The 21,685-nt window shown below is 64.0% G+C and carries 13 protein-coding genes and 1 tRNA gene; 7 read left to right on the forward strand and 7 right to left on the reverse strand.

The window, feature by feature from the left end; translation table 11 throughout:
- Positions 1-74: 74 nt before the first annotated feature.
- A complete protein-coding gene (locus ACZLZQ_RS14925; protein WP_472931881.1) occupies positions 75-221 on the reverse strand; it encodes a DUF1127 domain-containing protein in 147 nt (48 codons plus the stop codon).
- A gap of 480 nt (positions 222-701) precedes the next feature.
- On the opposite strand from ACZLZQ_RS14925, the gene ACZLZQ_RS14930 reads away from it, so the two are divergent.
- Positions 702-785 (forward strand) — tRNA-Leu (locus ACZLZQ_RS14930).
- A 209-nt stretch (positions 786-994) separates the two neighbouring features.
- On the opposite strand, the gene ACZLZQ_RS14935 is transcribed toward ACZLZQ_RS14930, so the two are convergent.
- The 3 genes from ACZLZQ_RS14935 to ACZLZQ_RS14945 form a co-directional block, all read right to left on the reverse strand.
- Entirely contained in the window at positions 995-2,494 is a 1,500-nt protein-coding gene (locus tag ACZLZQ_RS14935) for a lipopolysaccharide biosynthesis protein (protein ID WP_472950398.1), read from the reverse strand.
- A 756-nt stretch (positions 2,495-3,250) separates the two neighbouring features.
- Positions 3,251-3,391 (reverse strand): lasso RiPP family leader peptide-containing protein, encoded by a 141-nt coding sequence (locus tag ACZLZQ_RS14940; RefSeq protein ID WP_472950056.1) that lies wholly within the window; start codon positions 3,389-3,391, stop codon positions 3,251-3,253.
- 957 nt (positions 3,392-4,348) lie between these two features.
- On the reverse strand, positions 4,349-4,816 hold the full coding sequence (locus ACZLZQ_RS14945; RefSeq protein WP_472950057.1) for a hypothetical protein: 468 nt from the start codon (positions 4,814-4,816) through the stop codon (positions 4,349-4,351).
- A gap of 484 nt (positions 4,817-5,300) precedes the next feature.
- Between ACZLZQ_RS14945 and tig the strand changes: the two genes are divergently transcribed.
- From tig to hbs, 6 genes are all read left to right on the forward strand, one after another.
- Positions 5,301-6,659: a trigger factor gene (gene tig, locus ACZLZQ_RS14950; RefSeq protein ID WP_472950058.1), complete on the forward strand. Its 1,359-nt coding sequence runs from the start codon at positions 5,301-5,303 to the stop codon at positions 6,657-6,659.
- A 265-nt stretch (positions 6,660-6,924) separates the two neighbouring features.
- Positions 6,925-9,231 (forward strand): mechanosensitive ion channel domain-containing protein, encoded by a 2,307-nt coding sequence (locus ACZLZQ_RS14955; protein WP_472950059.1) that lies wholly within the window; start codon positions 6,925-6,927, stop codon positions 9,229-9,231.
- 220 nt (positions 9,232-9,451) lie between these two features.
- Positions 9,452-10,084, forward strand: a complete 633-nt coding sequence (locus ACZLZQ_RS14960) for an ATP-dependent Clp protease proteolytic subunit (protein WP_472931886.1) — start codon at positions 9,452-9,454, stop codon at positions 10,082-10,084.
- Positions 10,085-10,425: 341 nt separating this feature from the next.
- A complete protein-coding gene (clpX, locus tag ACZLZQ_RS14965) occupies positions 10,426-11,694 on the forward strand; it encodes an ATP-dependent Clp protease ATP-binding subunit ClpX (protein WP_472931887.1) in 1,269 nt (422 codons plus the stop codon).
- A gap of 269 nt (positions 11,695-11,963) precedes the next feature.
- Positions 11,964-14,378 (forward strand): endopeptidase La, encoded by a 2,415-nt coding sequence (gene lon, locus ACZLZQ_RS14970; RefSeq protein ID WP_472950060.1) that lies wholly within the window; start codon positions 11,964-11,966, stop codon positions 14,376-14,378.
- 170 nt (positions 14,379-14,548) lie between these two features.
- Positions 14,549-14,824 carry a non-specific DNA-binding protein Hbs gene (gene hbs, locus ACZLZQ_RS14975; protein WP_472931889.1) on the forward strand — a complete coding sequence of 92 codons (276 nt, stop codon included), beginning with the start codon at positions 14,549-14,551 and terminating at the stop codon, positions 14,822-14,824.
- Between the two features lie 200 nt (positions 14,825-15,024).
- On the opposite strand, the gene ACZLZQ_RS14980 is transcribed toward hbs, so the two are convergent.
- The 3 genes from ACZLZQ_RS14980 to ACZLZQ_RS14990 form a co-directional block, all read right to left on the reverse strand.
- Positions 15,025-17,724, reverse strand: coding sequence for a carbohydrate-binding protein (locus ACZLZQ_RS14980; protein WP_472950061.1), 2,700 nt, complete (start codon positions 17,722-17,724; stop codon positions 15,025-15,027).
- Positions 17,721-19,952: an MGH1-like glycoside hydrolase domain-containing protein gene (locus ACZLZQ_RS14985; RefSeq protein WP_472950062.1), complete on the reverse strand. Its 2,232-nt coding sequence runs from the start codon at positions 19,950-19,952 to the stop codon at positions 17,721-17,723. The genes ACZLZQ_RS14980 and ACZLZQ_RS14985 overlap by 4 nt, the downstream gene beginning before the upstream one ends.
- Positions 19,953-20,194: 242 nt before the next feature.
- Positions 20,195-21,628 carry a M20 family metallopeptidase gene (locus tag ACZLZQ_RS14990; protein ID WP_472950063.1) on the reverse strand — a complete coding sequence of 478 codons (1,434 nt, stop codon included), beginning with the start codon at positions 21,626-21,628 and terminating at the stop codon, positions 20,195-20,197.
- Positions 21,629-21,685 lie beyond the last annotated feature (57 nt).

Raw genomic sequence — 21,685 nt, forward strand, 5'->3', positions numbered from 1 at the left:
ACGGGAGGAGGATTCGCAGGCTTCAATCCGCTCGGGCGCTGGGAGGAGGAGTGCGCCCTCGCGAAACTCTGGGTTTAGCGGACCGCCTGGCGGGCGATCGAAGGAATGTCGGCGCGGGAGATGCCGAGGTCGGAAAGCTCGCGCTGCGACAGACGGTTCAGCTCACCGCAGGTCTCGCGGTAACGGCGCCAGTTGTTGTAGCTGCGGACGATGTTGTTCATGGCTCTCACTTCGGGTTCTAATCGATTGAAACGGCGGTTATCAGTCCGTCCGTTTCGATGGGCTAGATGTAGCTGCATGGCTGGCCGCGTACCAGATCGCAGTTTGCATAGCTGATCTGCGGGTTGTGCAATGCAGCAAATCCCGCGGAATGCCCGGAAAAGCGGGTCTTCGCCCGTCTGCTTCCTTTGGTCCGACCAAAGACTAGGGCCCCACGTTAATGCAATCTCAACGTGTCTTCGTTGGAGCGAGGGCGGTATGGTTGGAAGGTATCGAACTAATTCAAGCACGGGCGTGGGCCGAGGCCCGAGACTGGTAGAAGATGACCCTAGAGACGCTCGTCGCTGAGCAGCGTGTGCCCAGCAGGACGATTTTGGTCGGCTCGACGTCCTCGCCTTGCACGTCTGCGCATTTGCCCTTTGACGCCTGCCGGACTGGTGTTATGCAGCCGTGCCTGCCGAGCGATCGGCCTGGCGCACCGTGCGGGTGTGGCGGAATTGGTAGACGCACTAGATTTAGGTTCTAGCGCCAAAAGCGTGGGGGTTCGAGTCCCTCCACCCGCACCAGCTATATCCAAGCCGTTGATCTAGTGTCTTAATCCGCGTCGGGCGAGAGCCTTGCGACGATCGGGGAATGCAGCGATCCCACAAAGATCTCGACGCCAGCAAGGGTTCTTCGACGCGTAGTGCGTTGCGGTCTGAACATCTGGCAATACCAGTTCACGGTCTCAGCGTAATCCGTTCCCAGCGTGTCCGGCATCCTGCCACCTCGCAGTTCAGGCCCGCCTCAAGCGGAGCACCCGTAACTTGCGAAAAAGGCCCATTATTTCCTGCTCGGGTCCTCGCGGATAGGACTCCAGTCGCCAGGCCAGAAGCAAGGTTGCGAGGTAGACGACGCCCGATATAGCCACGGTTCCGATGATCGTCAGGGGCAGGCCGATGACCTGTCCCTCCGATCCGACCAGCATCTGGAAGGTGACCCCGGTCACGACCATGCAGGCGGTGGCGATGAAGTTCCTTCGGTTTGCCGTCAACTGGTCCGCGATCTTGAGATCCAGAAGCCTGCTGACCAGGGCCATCTCGATCAGAGTGCCGATCGTCGTGGTTACCGCCCGCGCGATCAGTATGCCGGGCAGACCGCCGAGGATGAGGCCCAGGAAGGATATCGGAACGCGGGCGCACAGGATGATGGCATCGCGCTTGAACAAGGCTTTGGTTTTTCCCAAGGCCATTGCCGTCGGTTGGATGGGGCTGCCGATCGTCTGAAGGGCCACCGTCGCCGACACCACCTGGATGACCAGCTCAGCCCCCAGCCACTTCTCGCCAACGGCCAGCAGGATGAAAGGATGGGCAATGATCGCGAACCCGATCCCAATCGGGAACGCCACCATGGACAGGCTCGATTGGGCGAGCTGATAGGAGGATCGGAGTCGTTGGTGATCACTGTTCATCCGCGCGAAGGACGGGAACAGCATTTGTGAGATCGGCGTCGTCAGCTCTCGCGTCGGCAGGTTCGCCAGATTGTCGCCGAACGAATAAATGCCGAGCTTCTCGCTGCCGAGATAAAAGCCGATCAGGAGCTGGTCGATCTTCGTGCTGACGGTGTTCACGATCTGCGAGTAGGACAGCCAGATTGAGAATGACAACAGCTCTCTCGAGCGCCTGAAGGTCATGGCGGGAAGATAGGGAAGCTGAATGTAGCTGATCACGACAAATGAGACTTGGGCGGCAAGTGAACCGACGACGAGCGCCCAGTAATTTTTGTAGATGAGGGCGAACACGATCCCGACGACGAACCCGGTCAGCTTCATCGCTATGCCTTGGACGAAGTCGGCGTGGAAGTTGAGTTCGCGCGTGAACAAGACCCGCTTCGGATTGCTCAGGCACATGATGAAGCTGCTGAGCGACAAGGCCATGATCAGCTCGAACAGGCGCGCATCGCCGTACCAGATGGAAATAGGATAGGCCGCAGCGGCGACACCGACGGTGACCACCGCCGATCGAATAAAGTTGAGGGTGAAGACGGTGTTGAAATGCGTTTCATCAGGTTTGTCGTGCTGGATGAGCGCCGTCCCCAAAGGAAGTTCGGTAAACGATGAAACAACGGCAAGTATTGTCGTGCCGATGGCGACAAGGCCGAAATCATCCGGCGTGAGCAACCGGGCCAGAAATAGTGTGCTGACGAGTCCCAGTAAATTTATCGCGATCCTGGCCGCGGCAACCCAGGCCGCTCCACGCAGCGCCAGCGACCTGATATCAATAGACGTCCCTCGAATTCAATAACGCGACCGCCTTATACCAACCGTTTGCCAGCAAATGTCTGTAGCTCACAAGCCACATTGGCATGGTGACGCTTGGTAAGGCGAGGGTTTGCGAAAAGTGTCGCGCTTGCAGCGTATTTCTGCACCGCGCGTCACACGTAAACTGAAAGGTCTGCCAATCCGCGGTGCGCCGAATGACGCAGCCGTTGCTCCGAGCCATCGAATCGACAAGGCTAGCCTTTGGCGGCCTCAGGGCTTGGGATCTGGCAGCAAGCCAACGGCTAAGACTTCGGCTGCTACCGTTGCGGAGTGAGTGGTATCATCCGTCCATCGGAAGCAACGATAAACCATACGTCGCACCACCTAGACGATAACGATCGGACCGCTTGGTGCAGTTCGTCAGACGAAGAACCAGCGGAAGCGCGTGTCGAAGCTGTGCAGGGATATCCAGCCCCAGCGTCTGCTTGGCTTAACCCTTATGGTCGGCTGGTAAGCGCCGGCTGTTCTGACGGTGCTGAGAGGAAATCTGGCCGCGTGCTCTACGGATCAATGCCGCTGCACAATCAACTCGCTTGCCTCGACGGTAGTCGTGCGAATGAAGGCCGAGCGGTGCAATGTTGGCGGGGCCTCCGCAAGCTGACGGGGCGTGACAAGCGTGCTGCAGCGCGAGCGCCTAGTCAAGGTTTAGAGCAGAACCGTCCCGCATTGGCTTTGTACATGCATCGGGCTGTCGTACGGGCGGCAGGTAAACCTGCCGCCCGCCGCGTAGAATTAGGAGAAAGTAACCTGGCTGAAGGGGGTGCCGGTCGGGAACGTCGCATCGAGCGAGTTGCCGGTGGAGCCGCCCTGGGTCAGCTTCTCGATCGAGCCGTGAGCGCGAAGGGTCGGGGCCTGGTAGATTTTCTTTGCCATTTTAGTCCTTCCGTCGCCATCACAAGGCGACTTTTGTTCGGGAGGTTAAGTTACGCTGCACAGTAAGCCGTGCATCTGGTGTTATAAGCCTCAGTGAGCGTTTGGCAATGAATGCTGACCCGTGACCGTGGAAAGGCCTGCGGCAGGGGCGATCTACCGGTAAGCGGCTTGTCTGAGCCGGAAGCACTCCAAAGTTGTCGGCGGCGAAATTAAGTATACCTTACCTTTACGCGGTTTTATGTAGCGCGCTGTTCATGAGTTTAGAGACATTCAGCTCGGCCTTGCAAGCTGAGCGCCCACGCAGCTCAAGACCCAGCTACGGTGCAGTTTGAGGCCGAGCTTAAGCGTATACGAGAAGGGTTGCGCTGGCCCAATCCGAGTCCTGAAATAGGTAGCGCGCAATGTTCGTTGTCAATAAGAACGGCCGATTGCCTTAAATAGAAATCAAAGTAACCTAAAAAATATAAAGATACAGGATAAGTAAGCGCAAAGTGGTAAGAGCTTTAATTTGTCCGAAATGGTCGGGCGCTCTTACGCAAAGGAAGCAGTCGGTATCGCTTGCCAGCTCTGTTCGGTTTTGGCTTGCCCCTTTGCCCGGCTGATGGTGCGCATGCGGACGTCGAGGGCGGGGGTAGATCGCGCACCGTCTCGGCAGGTCCATAAGGGTTTGGCGGAAGTGCAGAAACGGAGAACGGACCGCCGAGGGGAAACCTTGTATTTGTACGCCGTCTCTCTCTCCGCACGCATGCGGGCATGCTGGTTTCCAGCCTTTGCCCTGACAATCTATAACGGTCTCGGCACCCGTCTGCCCGTCGCCCGATGAGGTTCTTCGAGCCGGAGCGGCCTTTACAGGGGGGGGGGGGGGGGGCTAAGGACGTCCGGTGCTGCTAGAACGACGTGCACGTCCAGAGCCATTTTCTATCGCTTGGCGGCGATGCCCGCGGTCCGATGCCGAAGTTAGGACGCCAGAGGCGGCGATCCTGTTCGCCGGGCCGCGAACTTGCGCGATCGGTTTTCCTCGCCGTGCTGGCCGAAAGCCGAGCGCAGCGCGTCCTCCATTCGCCTTAGCCAGGATTCGGCCTCGGCGGCGCGGTTGTTGGCGCGGGCGGCATCCTCATAGGCCAGCTGGGTTTCCTCTTTCGCCAGCTTCAGAAGCGACTGCAGGGCGTGGAATTCCTTCATCGAGACGCCGCGCTGCAGCTGGATCTGCAACCGGAGCGCCGCAATCTCCATGTCCTTGTTGCGCAGTGCCTCGTTACAGGACTCCGTTGCCCGACGCTCCGCCGCGACACCGTTGACCGGAACAACAGCTGGCAAGGCGGTGATGCGATAGCCGAGGTCACGCCAGGAGGCGGCCTGCTCGTCCTCGGCGATCGGCGGCATCCAAGTAGTGTCCAGCAGGGCTGCGTCGCCGGGTTGGTCCATCTCATGTCCTTGAAGAAATATTCGGGACAAAATGCGCCGTTCCCTTTCATATACAATATTTCGGTTGCCGCCGACTGCTTTCGACGGTCACAGCTAAATATCAGGGGGTCAGAAAGATTGCTCAATATTAGGTGTCTAGCTTTCCTTTGGGCGCCACTGAGCGTTCCATTGCAGTTCAGCGGATCGGGATCCGGTTTCAAAGCGGGGAGGGCAAGCCGCACGCGGCGGCACCTTCGCGGGTCGGGTGCCGGGCCTTCTACGCCCGGCAGCGCGTCGCGGGACGCACGCCGCGCGCGCCCCCTTGCGACACAGGGACCCCTGCGATAAAAGCCGCCTCAGGTCTCGGAATTGGATATAGGGCCTGGTGCCTGACTGCGTGGAGACAGCGCACTCCACCCGCAATTACCGACGGGACAGAATTTCTCCATTATCGCACGGCGGACGTTCGAGAGCCCGCCGCTCGCAAAGGTCAAGGGTTGAGACAATGCAGGTTACCGAAACCAAGGCCGAAGGCCTGAAGCGCGAAATCCAGGTCGTGGTCCCGGCCTCCGACCTGCAGACTCGCCTGCAGACCAAGCTGCACGAGGCGAAGGGCCAGGCGAAGCTCAAGGGTTTCCGCCCGGGCAAGGTGCCGATGGAGCACCTTCGCAAGATGTACGGCCGCTCGATGATGGCCGAGATCGTCAACCAGATCATCAACGAGTCCCCGCGCTCGATCATCGCCGACCGCAAGGAGCGCTCGGCCATGCAGCCCGAGGTCGCGATGACCGAGGACGAGGCCGAGGCCGAGAAGGTGCTGAAGGGCGGCTCCGACTTCACCTTCACGGTGACCTACGAGACCTTGCCGACCTTCGAGCTGCAGGAGACCAAGGGCATCAAGATCGAGCGTCCGATCGTCGAGATCGCCGACGAGGAGGTCGAGGACCAGGTCAAGCGCATCGCCGAGAACGCCCGCAGCTTCGAGCCGAAGGACGGCGCGGCTGAAAGCGGCGACAAGGTCACCATGAGCTTCCTCGGCAAGATCGACGACGTCCCGTTCGACGGCGGCCAGTCCGATGAGTCGAGCCTGGTGCTCGGCTCCGGCCAGTTCATCCCGGGCTTCGAGGACCAGCTGATCGGTGCTTCGGTCGGTGAAGCGAAGGAGGTGAAGGTCAACTTCCCCGACGACTACAGCGCCCCGCACCTCGCCGGTAAGGCCGCCGTGTTCGACGTTGTGGTCAAGTCGGTGTCGAAGCCGAACGAGCTGGAGCTGAACGACGATCTCGCCAAGCAGCTCGGCCTCGAATCGATCGAGCGCCTGCGCACCGTCGTCCGCGAGCAGATCGAGAGCCAGTACGGCTCGGCCACCCGCCAGAAGGTCAAGCGCCAGCTGCTCGACGCGCTGGACAAGGACTACACCTTCGAGCTGCCGGAGAAGCTGGTCGAGGCTGAGTTCAACAACATCTGGCTCCAGGTCACCAGCGAGCTGACCAAGAGCGGCAAGTCGTTCGAGGACGAAGAGACGACCGAGGAGAAGGCCCGCGCCGAATACCAGCGCCTTGCCGAGCGCCGCGTCCGTCTCGGCCTCGTCCTGTCGGAGATCGGCGAGAAGGCCAACATCCAGATTACCGACGAGGAGATGCAGCGCGCTGTGTTCGAGCAGGTCCGCCAGTATCCCGGCCAGGAGCAGCAGATCTACGAGTACTTCCGCAGCAATCCTGAGGCCGTCGCCAGCCTGCGCGCGCCGATCTACGAGGAGAAGGTCGTCGATCACCTGCTCGCGACCGTCGACGTCACCGACATCGTGGTCTCCAAGGAGGACCTGATGAAGGAAGACGAGGAAGAGACCGCCGCCGTCGCCTGAGACGCTTGGTAAAAAGTTGAAGCGGAAGGCCGGCATTTGCCGGCCTTTTGCGTTCAGGCGTGATTTTCTGCAGCCTCGCGGGATGGGCGGCGAGTGAAGCCTCAGTCTCGCCCAACCGAGCGTTTTCATAGCCAATGAGCCCATACGCCGGACGCCGGCGATGCGCATAGGGAATGCTGCGCCGGGGCGCCGGTGGCGACAATTACACCAGAAGCGAAGTCATGGTTTCCTGATGCAGAAACTCGTCTCAGCCGGAGCCGCCCTGATGTTGTTCGGGCTGGCGCTGTTCTTCTCCGTCGGCGCCAGCGCCCAGGTGCCGGGCCTCTCCGCCCTGACCAAGCCCGCCGCAACGTCGGAGGCGGCCGCCAGCGATCCGACGCTCGACGACCTCGTCAAGATTCTCGAGAACGACACGACGCGCGCGAAGCTCGTGGAAGCGCTGAAGTCGGCGGCTGGAACCAGGGCTGTAGAGCCGGAATCCGAGCCGCTGGCGGTATCCGTGCCCGACGAGGTGGCGCGCGCGAGCCAGGTGCTCTTCGTCAATGCTTTCGCGCTCGCCGAAGAGGTGGCGGAGTCCGCGGGGAGGGCGCAGAAGCTTCTGGCAGGCGCCGGCTCGCTCGATCTGCCCCGCATCTACGAGGCGATCCTGCCCGTCGTGCTGGTCGCCTTTGCGGTTTTCGCCGCCTATGCCGCCCTGCAGTTCGTCAAGCGACCGATTTTCGCCCGGCTGGAGGCGCGGGCGGCTTTCGCAGGGCCGTTGGGAAAGCTCCTCCTGCTCGCGATCGTCGCCGCCGTCGACGTGCTGGCGATCGTCGCATGCCTTGCGGCAGGCTATGTCACAGCGATCCTGTTCTTCGGCGGGCCGCCCAACATCAACCAAGCGCTGTTCCTCAACGCCTTCCTGTTCATCGAACTGGTCAAGGCGGCCTTCCACGTGTTCGTCGTGCCCGGGCACCCGAAGCTGCGGCTGACGCCTTTTGGCGATCGTCACGCGCTCTACTGGTCGTTCTGGATTTCCCGGCTGATCTCGATCCTCGGCTACACCTTTCTCTTCGTGGCGCCGGTGGTGGAGAAGAACTCGAGCGTGGCAGCCGGCGATGCTGTCCGGTTCATCGTCGCCTTCATCTCGCTCTGCCTCATCATCTTCCTGATCCTGCGCAACCGGGCGACCGTCCGCGAAAGGCTCAGCCGCCAGCGGGCGCGGGGAGACCGCAGCTACAGCGCGCGCTTCCATGCCTTCCTCGGCAAGATCTGGTGGGTGCTGGCGATCATCTTCGTGCTGTCGCTGTTCTCCGTCTGGCTGAGCAGCCCGGACGAGGGCCTGCGCTTCATGACCTTCGCGACCCTGAAGTCGGTCGGCGCGATGGCGCTGGGCGGCCTGATCGTCTCGACGCTGACCAAGATCATCGTCAAGGGCATCCCGGTGCCCGACCGGGTGAGGGAGCGCCTGCCGCTGCTGGAGCGCCGGGTGAACTCCTTCATTCCCAACGCCCTCACCATCCTGCGCGTCCTGGTGGTGATCGTCGTCATCGGCTTCATCCTGGAGGCCTGGCGGCTCTTCGATCTCGGCGGCTGGGCGACGACCGAGGTCGGCCAGCGCGTGGTCAGCGGCACCATAGGCGCCGGCACCGTGATCCTCCTCGGCTTTGCCGTGTTCCTCGGCGTCTCCTCCTGGATCGAGTATCGGCTGAACCCGAATTTCGGCTCCGTCCCGACCTCGCGCGAGCGGACGTTGCTGTCGCTGCTGCGCAATGCCTTCACGATCACCCTCGTCGCGATGATCATCATGCTGGTGCTCTCGCAGATCGGCCTCAACATCGGGCCGCTGCTGGCGGGCGCCGGCGTCATCGGCCTTGCCGTCGGCTTCGGCGCGCAGAAGCTGGTGCAGGACATCATCACCGGCGCCTTCATCCAGTTCGAGAACGCCATGAACGAGGGCGATGTCGTTCTCGTCTCGGGCGTCTCCGGCGTCGTCGAGCGGCTGACCATCCGCTCGGTCGGCCTGCGCTCCATCGACGGGACCTATCACCTCATTCCCTTCTCCTCGGTCGACCAGGTCGCCAACATGACCAAGGATTTTTCCCAGTTCCTCATCGATCTCGGCGTCGCCTATCGCGAAAACATTGTGGAGGTGAAGGCGCTGATGCAGGAAGCCTTCGACGAGGTGAGGGCGATGCCCGTCGGCGCCGACATCATCGCGGACTTCGAGATGTTCGGGGTCAACGAACTCGGCGACTCCGCCGTGGTGGTGCGCGGACGGATCAAGACGCGGCCCGGCAAGCAATGGGGCATCGGCCGAGCTTACAACGAGATCGTCAAGCGCCTTTGCGACGAGCGCAGCGTGGAGATCCCGTTCCCGCACATGACGGTCTGGTTCGGCGAAGACAAGCGGGGCCAAGCGCCGCCGATGCATCTTGCCGCAGCCCCGATCACGGCGGCCGTGGTGGCGCGGGCGCTGGCGCCGGACCAGCCGGACGCGACGCACTACGGCTCCGTCAACCGCGATGGCTCGCGGATCCCGCCGTCGGTGGGCGATATCGATGCCCTCGATAATCCGCAGGATGAGCGCTGAATCGCCGAGAGCGGTGAAGGCGGCGGGATCGCCCGGAGCGCAAATCGCGCGACGGACGCACCGCGCCGCAGCTGCCCGGATTAAGCCTTCGCGCGGCTTCCCGGAGAGCCATCTTGCACAGATGGGGCGTCACGCCCTATCTGTGCTTTGGGCCAAGGCCGACTGATTCCCGGGGTGCGGTTCCGCCGCGCCCGAAACACCAGCACCGAAAGCACCCCCCATGATGCACCCCGTGGAAAGAGCGATGAACCTCGTGCCGATGGTGGTCGAACAGACCAACCGCGGCGAGCGCGCCTACGACATCTTCTCCCGGCTCCTCAAGGAACGCGTGATCTTCATCACCGGGCCGATCGAGGACGGCATCGCGACGCTCGTCTGCGCGCAGCTGCTGTTCCTCGAGGCGGAAAACCCGAAGAAGGAGATCGCCCTCTACATCAACTCGCCGGGTGGTGTCGTCACCTCGGGCATGGCGATCTACGACACCATGCAGTTCATCCGTCCGCCCGTGTCGACGCTCTGCATCGGCCAGGCCGCCTCGATGGGCTCTCTGCTGCTCTGCGCCGGCGAGAAGGGCATGCGCTTCGCCACGCCGAACGCCCGCATCATGGTGCACCAGCCGTCCGGCGGTTTCTCGGGCCAGGCGTCCGACATCGAGCGCCACGCGCTGGACATCATCAAGCTGAAGCGCCGGCTGAACGAGGTCTATGTCACGCACACCGGCCAGGACCTCGAGACGATCGAGCGCACCCTCGACCGCGACCATTTCATGACCGCCGACGAGTCGCGCGAGTTCGGTCTGATCGATAAGGTTTACTCGTCGCGTGACGAGCTCGAGGCGCATGTGCCCGGCTGATACCCGCCGAACCGGCCTTTCCGCCGGCTGAGCATCTTGCCCGGATGCGCTTTATCAGCGCATTTGGGCATGGCGGCCTCACCGTTTCGTGCGGTGCTGCCGACCTGCAGGACAGTGCGATGCGCCTCGGCCTTGATCTGGTGGACGCCCGCTTCTACCTTGCCGCAAACGCCGGACAGCATCGCTCAAGGTTGCTCCTGCATCATCGACAACGAGCTAAAGTGTCATAAACCGAGAAAACCGACTGCAAAATGCTGCAGTTGCAATCGGCTCGGGCTGGCATAAATTAGGGTCCGATACGACCGGCTTGACGACGGACACCGGACCGGAAGGAAGAACCAATGAGCAAAGTGAGCGGCGGCGATTCGAAGAACACGCTCTACTGCTCTTTCTGCGGAAAGAGCCAGCATGAAGTCCGCAAGCTGATCGCCGGCCCGACGGTCTTCATCTGCGACGAGTGCGTCGAGCTGTGCATGGACATCATCCGCGAGGAAAACAAATCCTCGATGGTGAAGTCGCGCGAGGGCGTACCCACGCCGCAGGAGATCATCGCGGTTCTCGATGACTACGTGATTGGCCAGGCCTTCGCCAAGAAGGTGCTCTCGGTCGCCGTGCACAATCACTACAAGCGGTTGGCGCACGCCTCCAAGCACAACGACGTCGAACTGGCGAAGTCGAACATCCTGCTGATGGGTCCGACCGGCTGCGGCAAGACGCTGCTGGCCCAGACGCTCGCCCGCATCCTCGACGTGCCCTTCACCATGGCCGACGCTACCACGCTGACCGAGGCCGGCTATGTCGGCGAGGACGTCGAGAACATCATCCTGAAGCTCCTTCAGTCGGCTGACTACAACGTCGAGCGGGCGCAGCGCGGCATCGTCTACATCGACGAAATCGACAAGATTTCGCGCAAGTCCGACAACCCGTCGATCACCCGCGACGTGTCGGGAGAGGGCGTGCAGCAGGCGCTTCTGAAGATCATGGAAGGCACCGTCGCTTCCGTGCCGCCGCAAGGTGGCCGCAAGCATCCTCAGCAGGAATTCCTGCAGGTCGACACCGCCAACATCCTGTTCATCTGCGGCGGCGCCTTCTCGGGCCTCGACAAGATCATCTCCGACCGTGGCCGCAAGACCTCGATCGGCTTTGCCGCCAACGTCTCTTCGCCGGAAGACCGCCGCACCGGCGATCTGTTCCGTCAGGTCGAGCCTGCCGATCTCCTGAAGTTCGGCCTCATCCCGGAATTCGTCGGCCGTTTGCCGGTGCTGGCGACGCTCGAGGATCTCGACGAGCCGGCGCTGGTCCAGATCCTGGTTGAGCCGAAGAACGCGCTGGTCAAGCAGTACCAGCGTCTGTTTGAGATGGAGAACGTCGAGCTGTCCTTCCACGAGGACGCGCTGAAGGCGATCGCCCGCAAGGCGATCGAGCGCAAGACCGGTGCGCGTGGCCTTCGCTCCATCATGGAAGCGATGCTGCTCGACACGATGTTCGACCTGCCGACACTTGAAGGCGTGCAGGAAGTCGTGATCTCCGAGGAGGTCATCGATGGCAAGGCGCGTCCGCTCTACATCTATGCCGAGCGCAAGGACGAGAAGGAAAACGTCAGCGCCTAGTGCGGCGGCGGCGTTGCAGCCGACGAGAATTGGGGTCCGACGGACAGAGTTCAGCCCGTCCCGGCTCCGCCGGGACGGGCTTTTTCATGCGCCCTCTCATTGTTCGACGTTTGTGAACAGTGATTTGGTGAGACGCGACGGGCCTGCGAATCATTGAAGCAGAGACGGCATCTGCCCACATGCACGGGGCAAGAGGCGTTTCTCCAGATGCTCACGTGAGGTCTGCGAAGAACGGCCGCGATCGGCGAAAGCCGAAGAAAGGAATTCCCATGTCCAATACCATCGAGGGCGACGGCGGGGCAGTGCTCTATCCGGTTCTTCCGCTTCGCGACATCGTTGTCTTCCCGCACATGATCGTGCCGCTGTTTGTCGGCCGCGAAAAGTCGATCAAGGCGCTGGAAGAGGTGATGGGCGCCGACAAGCAGATCCTGCTGGTCACGCAGAAGAATGCGGGCGACGAGGATCCGTCGCCGGATGCCATCTACGACCTCGGCACGCTGGCCAATGTCCTGCAGCTCCTCAAGCTTCCCGACGGTACCGTCAAGGTGCTCGTGGAAGGCATGAAGCGCGCGCGGATTGATTCATTCTCGTCCCGGACCGAATGGCACGAGGCCTCCGCTCACATCGTCCCGGCGGTGGAAGAGGATGAGGTCGAGATCGAGGCTCTCGCGCGTTCGGTCGTCTCCGAGTTCGAGAACTACGTTAAGCTGAACAAGAAGATCTCGCCGGAAGTCGTTGGCGCTGCTGGCCAGATCGATGATTACTCGAAGCTCGCCGACACCGTCGCCTCGCATCTCGCGATCAAGATCGCCGAGAAGCAGGAGATGCTGGGCCTTACCAGCGTTCGCGACCGCCTGGAAAAGGCACTGTCCTTCATGGAAGCCGAGATCTCGGTCCTACAGGTCGAGAAGCGCATCCGCTCGCGCGTCAAGCGCCAGATGGAGAAGACCCAGCGCGAGTACTATCTGAACGAGCAGATGAAGGCGATCCAGAAGGAGCTCGGCGACGGCGAGGAAGGCCGCGACGAGGCGGCCGAGCTGGAAGACCGCATCAAGAAGACCAAGCTCTCGAAGGAAGCGCTCGAGAAGGCCAATGCCGAGCTGAAGAAGCTGAAGCAGATGAGCCCGATGTCGGCGGAAGCTACCGTCGTCCGGAACTATCTCGACTGGCTGCTCGGTCTGCCCTGGGGCACGCGCTCGAAGGTGAAGATCGACCTGAAGAAGGCCGAGGCGATCCTCGACGAGGAGCATTTCGGCCTCGATAAGGTCAAGGAGCGGATCATCGAGTATTTGGCGGTGCAGAGCCGTCAGGCGAAGATGAAGGGCCCGATCCTCTGCCTCGTCGGGCCTCCCGGCGTCGGCAAGACCTCGCTCGCGCGTTCGATCGCCCGTGCGACGGGGCGCGAGTATGTTCGCATGGCGCTCGGCGGCGTGCGGGACGAGGCCGAGATCCGCGGTCACCGCCGCACCTATATCGGCTCGATGCCCGGCAAGGTCATCCAGTCGATGAAGAAGGCTAAGAAGACTAACCCTCTCTTCCTGCTCGATGAAATCGACAAGATGGGCCAGGACTTCCGCGGCGATCCGTCTTCGGCTCTGCTCGAGGTGCTCGATCCCGAGCAGAACGCAACGTTCATGGACCACTATCTCGAGGTGGAGTACGACCTCTCCTCGACCATGTTCGTGACGACGGCGAACACGATGAACATTCCGGGTCCCTTGCTGGACCGCATGGAGGTCATCCGCATCGCCGGCTACACCGAGGACGAGAAGGTCCAGATCGCCCGACGGCATCTCCTGCCCAAGGCTATCCGCGACCACGCCCTGAAGCCGGAGGAGTTCTCCGTCAGTGAGGACGCGCTGCAGGAGATCGCGCGTCGCTACACCCGCGAGGCCGGCGTTCGAAACTTCGAGCGCGAACTGATGACGCTCGCCCGTAAGGCGGTGACGCAGATCCTCAAGGGCGAGCGCACGTCGGTAGAGATCACGGCGGAGAACCTGCCGGACTATCTCGGCGTCTGGCGTTACCGCTACGGCGAGGCGGAGTTGGAGGACCAGATCGGCATCGTTACGGGTCTCGCCTGGACCGAGGTCGGCGGCGAGCTGCTGACGATCGAGGGCGTCATGATGCCGGGCAAGGGCAAGATGACGGTCACGGGCAACCTGAAGGACGTGATGAAGGAGTCGATCTCCGCGGCTGCATCCTATGTCCGCTCGCGGGCCATCGACTTCGGCATAAAGCCGCCGCTGTTCGATAAGCGCGATATCCACGTGCACGTGCCGGAAGGCGCGACGCCGAAGGATGGACCGTCTGCGGGTGTCGCGATGGCAACGGCGATCATCTCGGTGATGACCGGCATTCCGGTACGCCGCGACATCGCGATGACCGGCGAGATCACACTGCGGGGCAGGGTACTGCCGATCGGTGGCCTCAAGGAGAAGCTGCTCGCCGCGCTCCGCGGCGGCATCAAGACGGTGCTGATCCCGGAAGACAACGCCAAGGATCTGGCGGATATTCCGGACAACGTGAAGAACGGGATGGAGATCATCCCGGTCGCGCGGATCGGCGACGTGCTGAAGCATGCGCTGGTTCGGGAGCCGGTGCCGATCGAATGGACGGAAGCCGAGGAGCCTTTGGCGGCAAATGCCCCGGCCGCCGACGGCACGACGGCCGTCGCTCACTGAGCCGATCGGGCGTCGTTGAGTCTAAAAATGCCGTCCTTCGGGGCGGCATTTTTCGTTCAAAGCCTTATTTTGCACCGTTTGGAGGCTATGTCCGCTTGAATGATGCGGCGGACTCGCCCATCGTCCGACGCGAGTCGTGAACGACTTCCAGAAAATCAGGAGAATGTCCGATGAACAAGAACGAGTTGGTTTCCGCCGTTGCGGACAAGGCTGAACTCTCCAAGCAGCAGGCCGGCCAGGCCGTCGATGCCCTGTTCGAAGTGATCGAAGGCGCGCTCGCCAGCGGCGACGACATTCGTCTCGTTGGCTTCGGTACTTTCTCCGTGTCGCACCGCGCCGCTTCCAAGGGCCGCAACCCTTCGACCGGCGCCGAGGTCGACATTCCGGCCCGCAACGTGCCGAAGTTTGCGGCCGGCAAGGGCCTCAAGGAATCGGTCAACAAGTAAGCCGCAAGGCTTTGTTGAAAACGGCCGGGATCGCGATCCCGGCCGTTTCCGTTTGGGCGGGTCTTTTCAGTCGACCTGCTCATCCATCACGCCGCGCGGTTCTGTTATCTGCTGCATAGAGTGATCCGAAGCATTGTATCCGGCGGTTGTGTACAATCGTCGTCGACAGGGATCGCGCCCTACGCCGGCGCATACCAGGGTCAGGTCTCCAGGAGCCGCAGATCGGAACTTCCGACCGGCCGGACCTCCAGCAGGGGCGGTGAGACGAGGCCCGAGGGCTGATGAGCCGCCGCTTCGAATTCCGTCCTGGCATAGTAGCGGTTGGCGGCGGTGTTGCGGATCGTAAGCCCGACGACGACCGTGCCCTCTTCCAGCGCAAACGCGGCTTCTCCCGCAACCGAGCGGCCGACGACCACGCCGTCGACATCACAGACGACGGTGTCGCCGAGCCCGGGGAGGACGAGATGCCAGGCATGGCCCGCAGGGCAAAACGGTACGCCGATCGTCCGGCGGTAATGGCCCGTGCCGGCGAAGCGTTCATGGCCTTGCGCCTCCCAGCCGCGCCGCGTGTCGATCGCCTGGAAGGGTCTCTCGTCCGTCCGGAACTGCCATCCGTCCGCCAGCTCCAGTACGCCAGGAAGTTCGACAGCGACGAGCCCTCCACCGGGAGGCAGCGCATCGGTCTCGCGAGCGGCCGGGCAAGGTGAGATCTCAAGGCACAGAAGAGCACCCGGTGCGAGCGACAGGCGCAGCACGCTGTTCGTCTCCGCCAGGACAAGCCGAGTGCCCGTCGTGGCGCCCCAGCGGACGATGCGGGAAGCCTTGCTGAGTGGGATGGCGAGGTCGCGCCATTTGTCGCTGTCGTTGACCGTCGCCAGCCGGATTGTCTCACCGCAACGGGCAGCGGCAGTCCAGTGCGGACCATCCCCCTCGAAACGGAGCGAGCCAAGCGGCAAGGTGCCGACCATCGCGACGACGTCCGCTTCTGTCGCCCCCGGCAGATGGTCACCTTTTTCGACGGAGGCGCGCAACAGTGTCGAAAGTTCCGGATCCTCGCCGGCGGACTTGCTCTGATGCGGTAGCGGGCCCGAGGCGAGGATCCTTCCGCCGGCGGAAGCGAAGCGGGCCAGCGTACCCGCAGTGCCGGGGCCCGCGAGCGTGGTGACGGCGGGAAGGATGAGAGTGGTGTAGCGCCCCGCGGGCAAGCGGAGTTCGCCGTCCTCGACCGCTGCCGCCGCGACCGCATCCTCGCTGACGATGTCGAAGCCGATGCCGGCCTCCGACAGGGCCTTTGCCCACCAGCCGAAATGCCGTCCGCAATCCGGCGCCATCGCCTCGGCGCGGATCGTCTCCAGCGGATAGAGGAGCGCCACCGGTCGGATCGGTTCGCCCTCTTCCAGAAACGCCGAGAGACGGGCGATCTCCTCGAACACCAAGGGTACGTCCTGCCACCAAGGCTGGAAGTTGAAGCCCGGCGCGAAGTCGAAGCGCGGGTTGGGCCCGGAGGCCGTGCCGGGCGCAAAACCGTCATCGAGATAGAGCGCATGCAGAAGGATGCGCCGGGCGCCGAACAGCGTGTGCCGGATCGCCTGTGCCCGCAGGCGGCCAAGGGTCAGCCCCCATTGGCCCGCGGCACCCGGCATGCCGGTCTCGCGCCCGGTGGAATACTGCTCGACGGTGCAACGGCTGCGGCCATGCGCGCGTGCCACGGAGTCGCCGAAGCGTGCCGAGATCTGCGGCGCATAGTCGGCAGCATCGACCGAGGTCTCGCTGCGAAAAGCGTCGACGCCGAAATAGTCGGTGCCGGGCATGGCGCGCGGATCGATGCCGCCAAGGCCGTCATGCAGCGTCCAGCCGCCGACATGGGTCAGGAGTTCGTGGCCGGAGAAGGCGAGGCCATGCCGGTCGCACCAGCGGCGCAGCGTGCCGAAGAAGGCCTCGTGCAGCTGCGCCGAATAGGCCTCGAGGAAGCGCACGCGCAAGCTTGACGTCCGCGGCCCGACGTCCTTGGTCAGTGCCAGCAATTGCAGGCCGAGCGGTTCGGATGGAAGAAGATCCGGCAGCTCCGCATCCCAGAGGAGGCTGTTGCCGAAATCACCCTCCAAGCCCTTCCAGACGTAGAACCCGGCATAGGGGTGGTCGAAGAAGATGCCGTCCGCCGATCCGCCCGACGCCGCCAGCAAGGGCGCATAGGCGACTTCGGCGAAGCGCTCAGCGGCTTCCGGCAGAAGGTAGTTGATCATCCGCGATGTCCGGCAACGGGCGGAGACGAACACCGTCACCCGCTGTCCTCCGCCGCCAGCGGCATCGACGCCGATCCGGCAGCCGGTGCCCTCCGACGACAGCAGCCGCGTCGTCGCCCCGAGATTCTGCGTCCCGCCGTCCGTCTCCGCGACCGCGGCGACGATCTGCCATTCGTCGAACAGCGGCACGCCGCCCTCGTAGCACCAGTCGAGGCCGTCCTTGCCGAGGAACTCCAGGAAGGGGGAGCGGATCTCGGCGATATCGAGCGTCGCGTGCCCGTCGGCGTCGAGACTGGCGCTGGTCCAGAACAGAGGGCGTTCGCGCAGGTGGTCGGCGTCCTTCACCGTGCGGCCACCGCCGTGACCGGACATCCACTGGTACTCGTCGTAGATCTCGACCCCGATCCCCAGCCGTCTCGCCTCCGCGCTGGCGAAGCGGACGGCCGAGAGGTAATCCGGCGAGAGGTAGAGCGGCAGCGGCAAAGCGAGCCGCGCCTGGATCATGATCGTGCCGAGCCCAGAGACGGCGATCTCCGCCAGCCGCTCGGCAATATCCGTCTCGCTCGGCAGATGGTGCCAGAACCAGAAGGCGGCCGGACGAAAGCGGTGGTCCGGCGAGCGGAACCATAGCGGCGAGTCGAGCACCTCCGTCGTCACCGGGTGGCCGCCGGCGTGAAGTGAACGTCGAGTCGGTTGGCGCGGCCAAGGACTATTCGGATGCCATCGACCTTGCCGGTCGCCTCGGCCTCGACGCCGTCGAGCCGGACCGCGACCACGCTGTCGATCCCGATGCCGGGCAGCTCGAGCACCGCTTCCGCAGTTGTTTCTGCGGGGTCGAAGCGGCAGGAGAAGAGACCCGGACCCATGACAATCTGAGAGAGGCGGCCGATGAAGTCGGTGGCGAAGACGATGCCGCCGGGGCGTCGAAGCGTCAGCCAGCCGCCCTCCGCCACCACCGTGACCGGCCCGATCGGCGTCTCGACCGGGCCCAGCACGACAGGCGCGCCGGTGTGGCAGATCTCCCATCCACCCCAGGGATTGACGTCCATCACCTCGGCCATGCCAAGCATCGGCAGCAAGGCGGCCCAGGAATAGAAGGGGTCGGTGTCCGGCTGGTCCATCGGCTCGCCGGTCTCGGCGCTGTAGTTCTCCGCCGCGATCCGTCGCCCCCTCCAGGACTGGTCGAACAGCGCCAGGCTTTTTTCGGCGAAGGCAGAGGCCTCGGCGTCGAAGCCGTAGCGGCGCAGGCCGTGCCAGACGAAGAAGTTGACGTTCGGCCAGATCCGTCCGCGCCAGTAGACGTTGTCGGCATAGGCCGGGTCGTCGCGCGACGCGTTCGGGATGACGTAGGCGCCGCCGAAGGTCGCGGGATCGCTGAGATGGCGGAGAAGGCTCGCCGCCTGCTCGGGTGTCGCCGCTCCGGCGATCAGCGGGTAGAAGCTCGTCGGCCCGAGGCTGCGCACGAAGCCGCCGGTCCGCTGGCGGTTGGCGAAGATGCCGCGCGTCCCGTCGTAGAGTTCGTCGCGGATCTTCTGCCGGCTGGACGCGGCAAGGCCGCTGAACTCCGCTGCGTCCGACGAAAGCCCGAGCTCGGCTGCGATCAGCGACAGCATTTCGGCGTCGAGCGCGAGCGAGCAGTTCAGACCGACGTCGAGGGTCGAAAGCGTCCGGCTCGCCTTGTCGTAGACGGCCTCGTCGTGCGTCGCCGAGTTGTCCATGCCGGTCTCGTTGCGGGCGCCGAAATGCATGCCCTTATAGAGGCCTTCGCCGACGTCCGATGTGCCGCAGGAGACGAGACCCATTCCCCCGGGATCGCGCATCGCACGCCACCAGCGCTGGTTCCGGGCGAGCGGCGCATAGACGAGATCGAGCAAAGCGCGGTCGCGGCTGCGCAAGAACATCATCCAGGCGATGAAGGCGCCGTTCGGCGCCTGGCTGCGGTCGACCCAGCTGTCGCTCTCGTTGACGATGCAGGCGAAATTGCCTTGCGGGGTCGCGTTCGACATCGCGACCGCCATGTTGCAGATGCCGGCATGGCGCGAAAACAGCCCGGACATCAGCGCCGCATAGGTCTGGTCGTTGAACCAGACGGCGGAGCCGCCGAGGTCCCACATCCGGCTGGTGGCGGTGAACTGGCGGTGGTTGGCACCATCATGCAGCGTGTTCCAGGCGATGACATCGCGCACGGCGTCCAGCGCGCCGGCGTGGCGGCCGGTCTGCTTCGCGAGGGCCGGCAGCGCAGCCGTATCGTCCAGCGCCGCCCGGGCCCCGGCAATGGCCAGCGCACGGCTGTCGGCGACGGCGGCCGCGAACCGGCCGCTCAGCGACATTTCCAACTCGAACCTTAGCGCCAGCACGGGCGCGCGGTCGCCGCGGCTGCCAAGATGGAAATAGCCGTTGGCGTCGAAGTCCTCGACCACGGCCTCGATGCTGGGATGCGCCGTCACCTGAACCGGCTCGCCTTCCGTCACCAGGGCAACGTAGCGCGTGCCAACATTGATGACGGCGGCACACGAAGCCGCGTCATACTCGGCCACCGCGCCGTTCTCGGCGGAGAGGCAGATCGAGACCCAGTAGCGCAGGCCCCACTCCTGGAGCTCCAGCGCCGTCCAGCCGCCGCGCACCGCGTAGGAGCCGGTCTTGTCGTACTGGAAGGCAAGGCGGCTTCCCCCATGGCGGGTCTCGAACTCCACCAGCTCGCCCAACGGCGCATGGCGCCCGAAGAGGAGATCGGGGCCGGGCCGGATCATCGTCGCCTTGCCCAGGCGGTTCGAGAACAGCACCGGCGTCAGCCGCACGCCGAGCGGCAGGAAGACCATTTCCGCCGGACGGCTCGACCAGGTGTTCCAGGCCTCGGCGTGGGGGACGGTCGGGTCGACGAGCATCGGCTTCATCCTCATGGCCTCGAACCGCCGGCATTGGCACCGGGGATCGTGCAGCAGGCACGGCGATGGTGATCTCCTGCCAACTGCCGGTGGTCAAGAGCGCGGGTGTTCAGCACCGCGGTTCCGCGGACGGGCCGCCGCGGCCAGCGGAAGGATGCAGCTCCCCACCCCGCAAAAAAGGCCGCCTGGAGTTCCGGGAAGAGGTGGCGGCATCTGCCAAGGGCTGAACGCCGCCCCGCGGGTCAGAGCGTCGACGGCCGTGGCTGGATCGGCGGCTTGACGTCGGCCGGGATCGGCGAGGCATAGGGCTTCTTCGCCAGCCGGGCCTGGTGATCGGCCTTGGCGCGGGCGAGGAGCGCCGGATCGTTCAGGAGGTCGACGGCGGTGCCGGCCATGGCTTTTGCGGCGTAGACGAGGCCCTTCTTGGCGGCGGGGGCCTTGCCTTGCGCGGTGATCTGCCAGGAATGGCCGGGCGAGCCGATCGCGTGCGTAGCCACCAGCGCCTGCACCGTCGGCACCGCCCAGGACACATCGCCGACATCGGTCGAGCCGAGCATCGACTCTCCGACCGAGTTCAGCGGCACGATAAAGTCGCAGAGCGGCGTGTTCGCCCGCTCCTCGATACCGCAGCGCAGGTAGTCGTTGGCGATGTCCTCCTCGCTCAGCGTCGCCTGGATTCGCTCGGCATAGGCGCGGTCCTCGGCGTCGAAGGCGACGGGCCCGAGGCGCTCGAGATTGGCGTGCATGGTCTCCTCCATCGGCGTGTTGGCGAGGAGGTTGGAGACGGCGCTGAGGATCCGGACCTCGACCGCGGTACCGGTCATCAGCGCCGCACCGCGCGCGACATCGATCACCCGCTCGTTCAGCGCCTTCATGCCGTGGATGTCACGCGAGCGGACGGCGTAGCGGACCTTCGCATGCGCCTGGACGACGTTCGGCGCGATGCCGCCGCCGTCGATCATGGCGTAGTGGATGCGGGAGTCTGCGGGCACGTGCTCGCGCAGATAGTTGACGCCGACATTCATCAGCTCGACCGCATCGAGCGCCGAGCGGCCGAGATGGGGCGCCGCCGCCGCGTGCGAGGCGCGGCCCTTGAACGAGAAGTCGATGCGGGTGTTGGCGAGCGACTTGGCGTCGTCGACGCGGGTCAGCGAGGCCGGATGCCAGGTGATGGCGGCATCGACGTCGTCGAAGAGGCCGTCGCGCACCATGAAGGCCTTGGCCGCGCCGCCCTCTTCGGCCGGGCAGCCGTAATAGCGCACGGTGCCCGGCAGTCTGTTCTCGGCGAGGTAGTTCTTGAAGGCCGTGGCGGCGAGGAGGGCGGCCGAGCCCAGCATGTTGTGGCCGCAACCATGGCCGTGCCCGTTACCATCGAGCGGTTTCGGCTCGGCGATGCCGGCTTCCTGGCCAAGGCCCGGCAGCGCATCGTATTCGCCGAGGAAGGCGATGACCGGGCCGCCGGAACCGGCCTCGCCGATCACCGCCGTCGGGATGCCGGCGGGCGCTTCGGTCACCGTGTAACCCTCGCCCTGCAGCATGGCCGTGTGCTCGGCGCAGGAGCGGAACTCGGTATAGGCGATCTCCGGCATGCCCCAAATACGGTCGCTCAGCGCTTCATAGTCGGCGCGCCGGGCGTCGACGAGGTTCCAGATGGTTTCGGCGTTGGACGGGGACATAAATCTTCCTCTGGTCTTTCCGGAGCGCCGCCTGGGCACGGGCAATGCGGCGACGCT

The sequence above is a fragment of the Mesocryomonas lacus genome, from assembly GCF_055730105.2.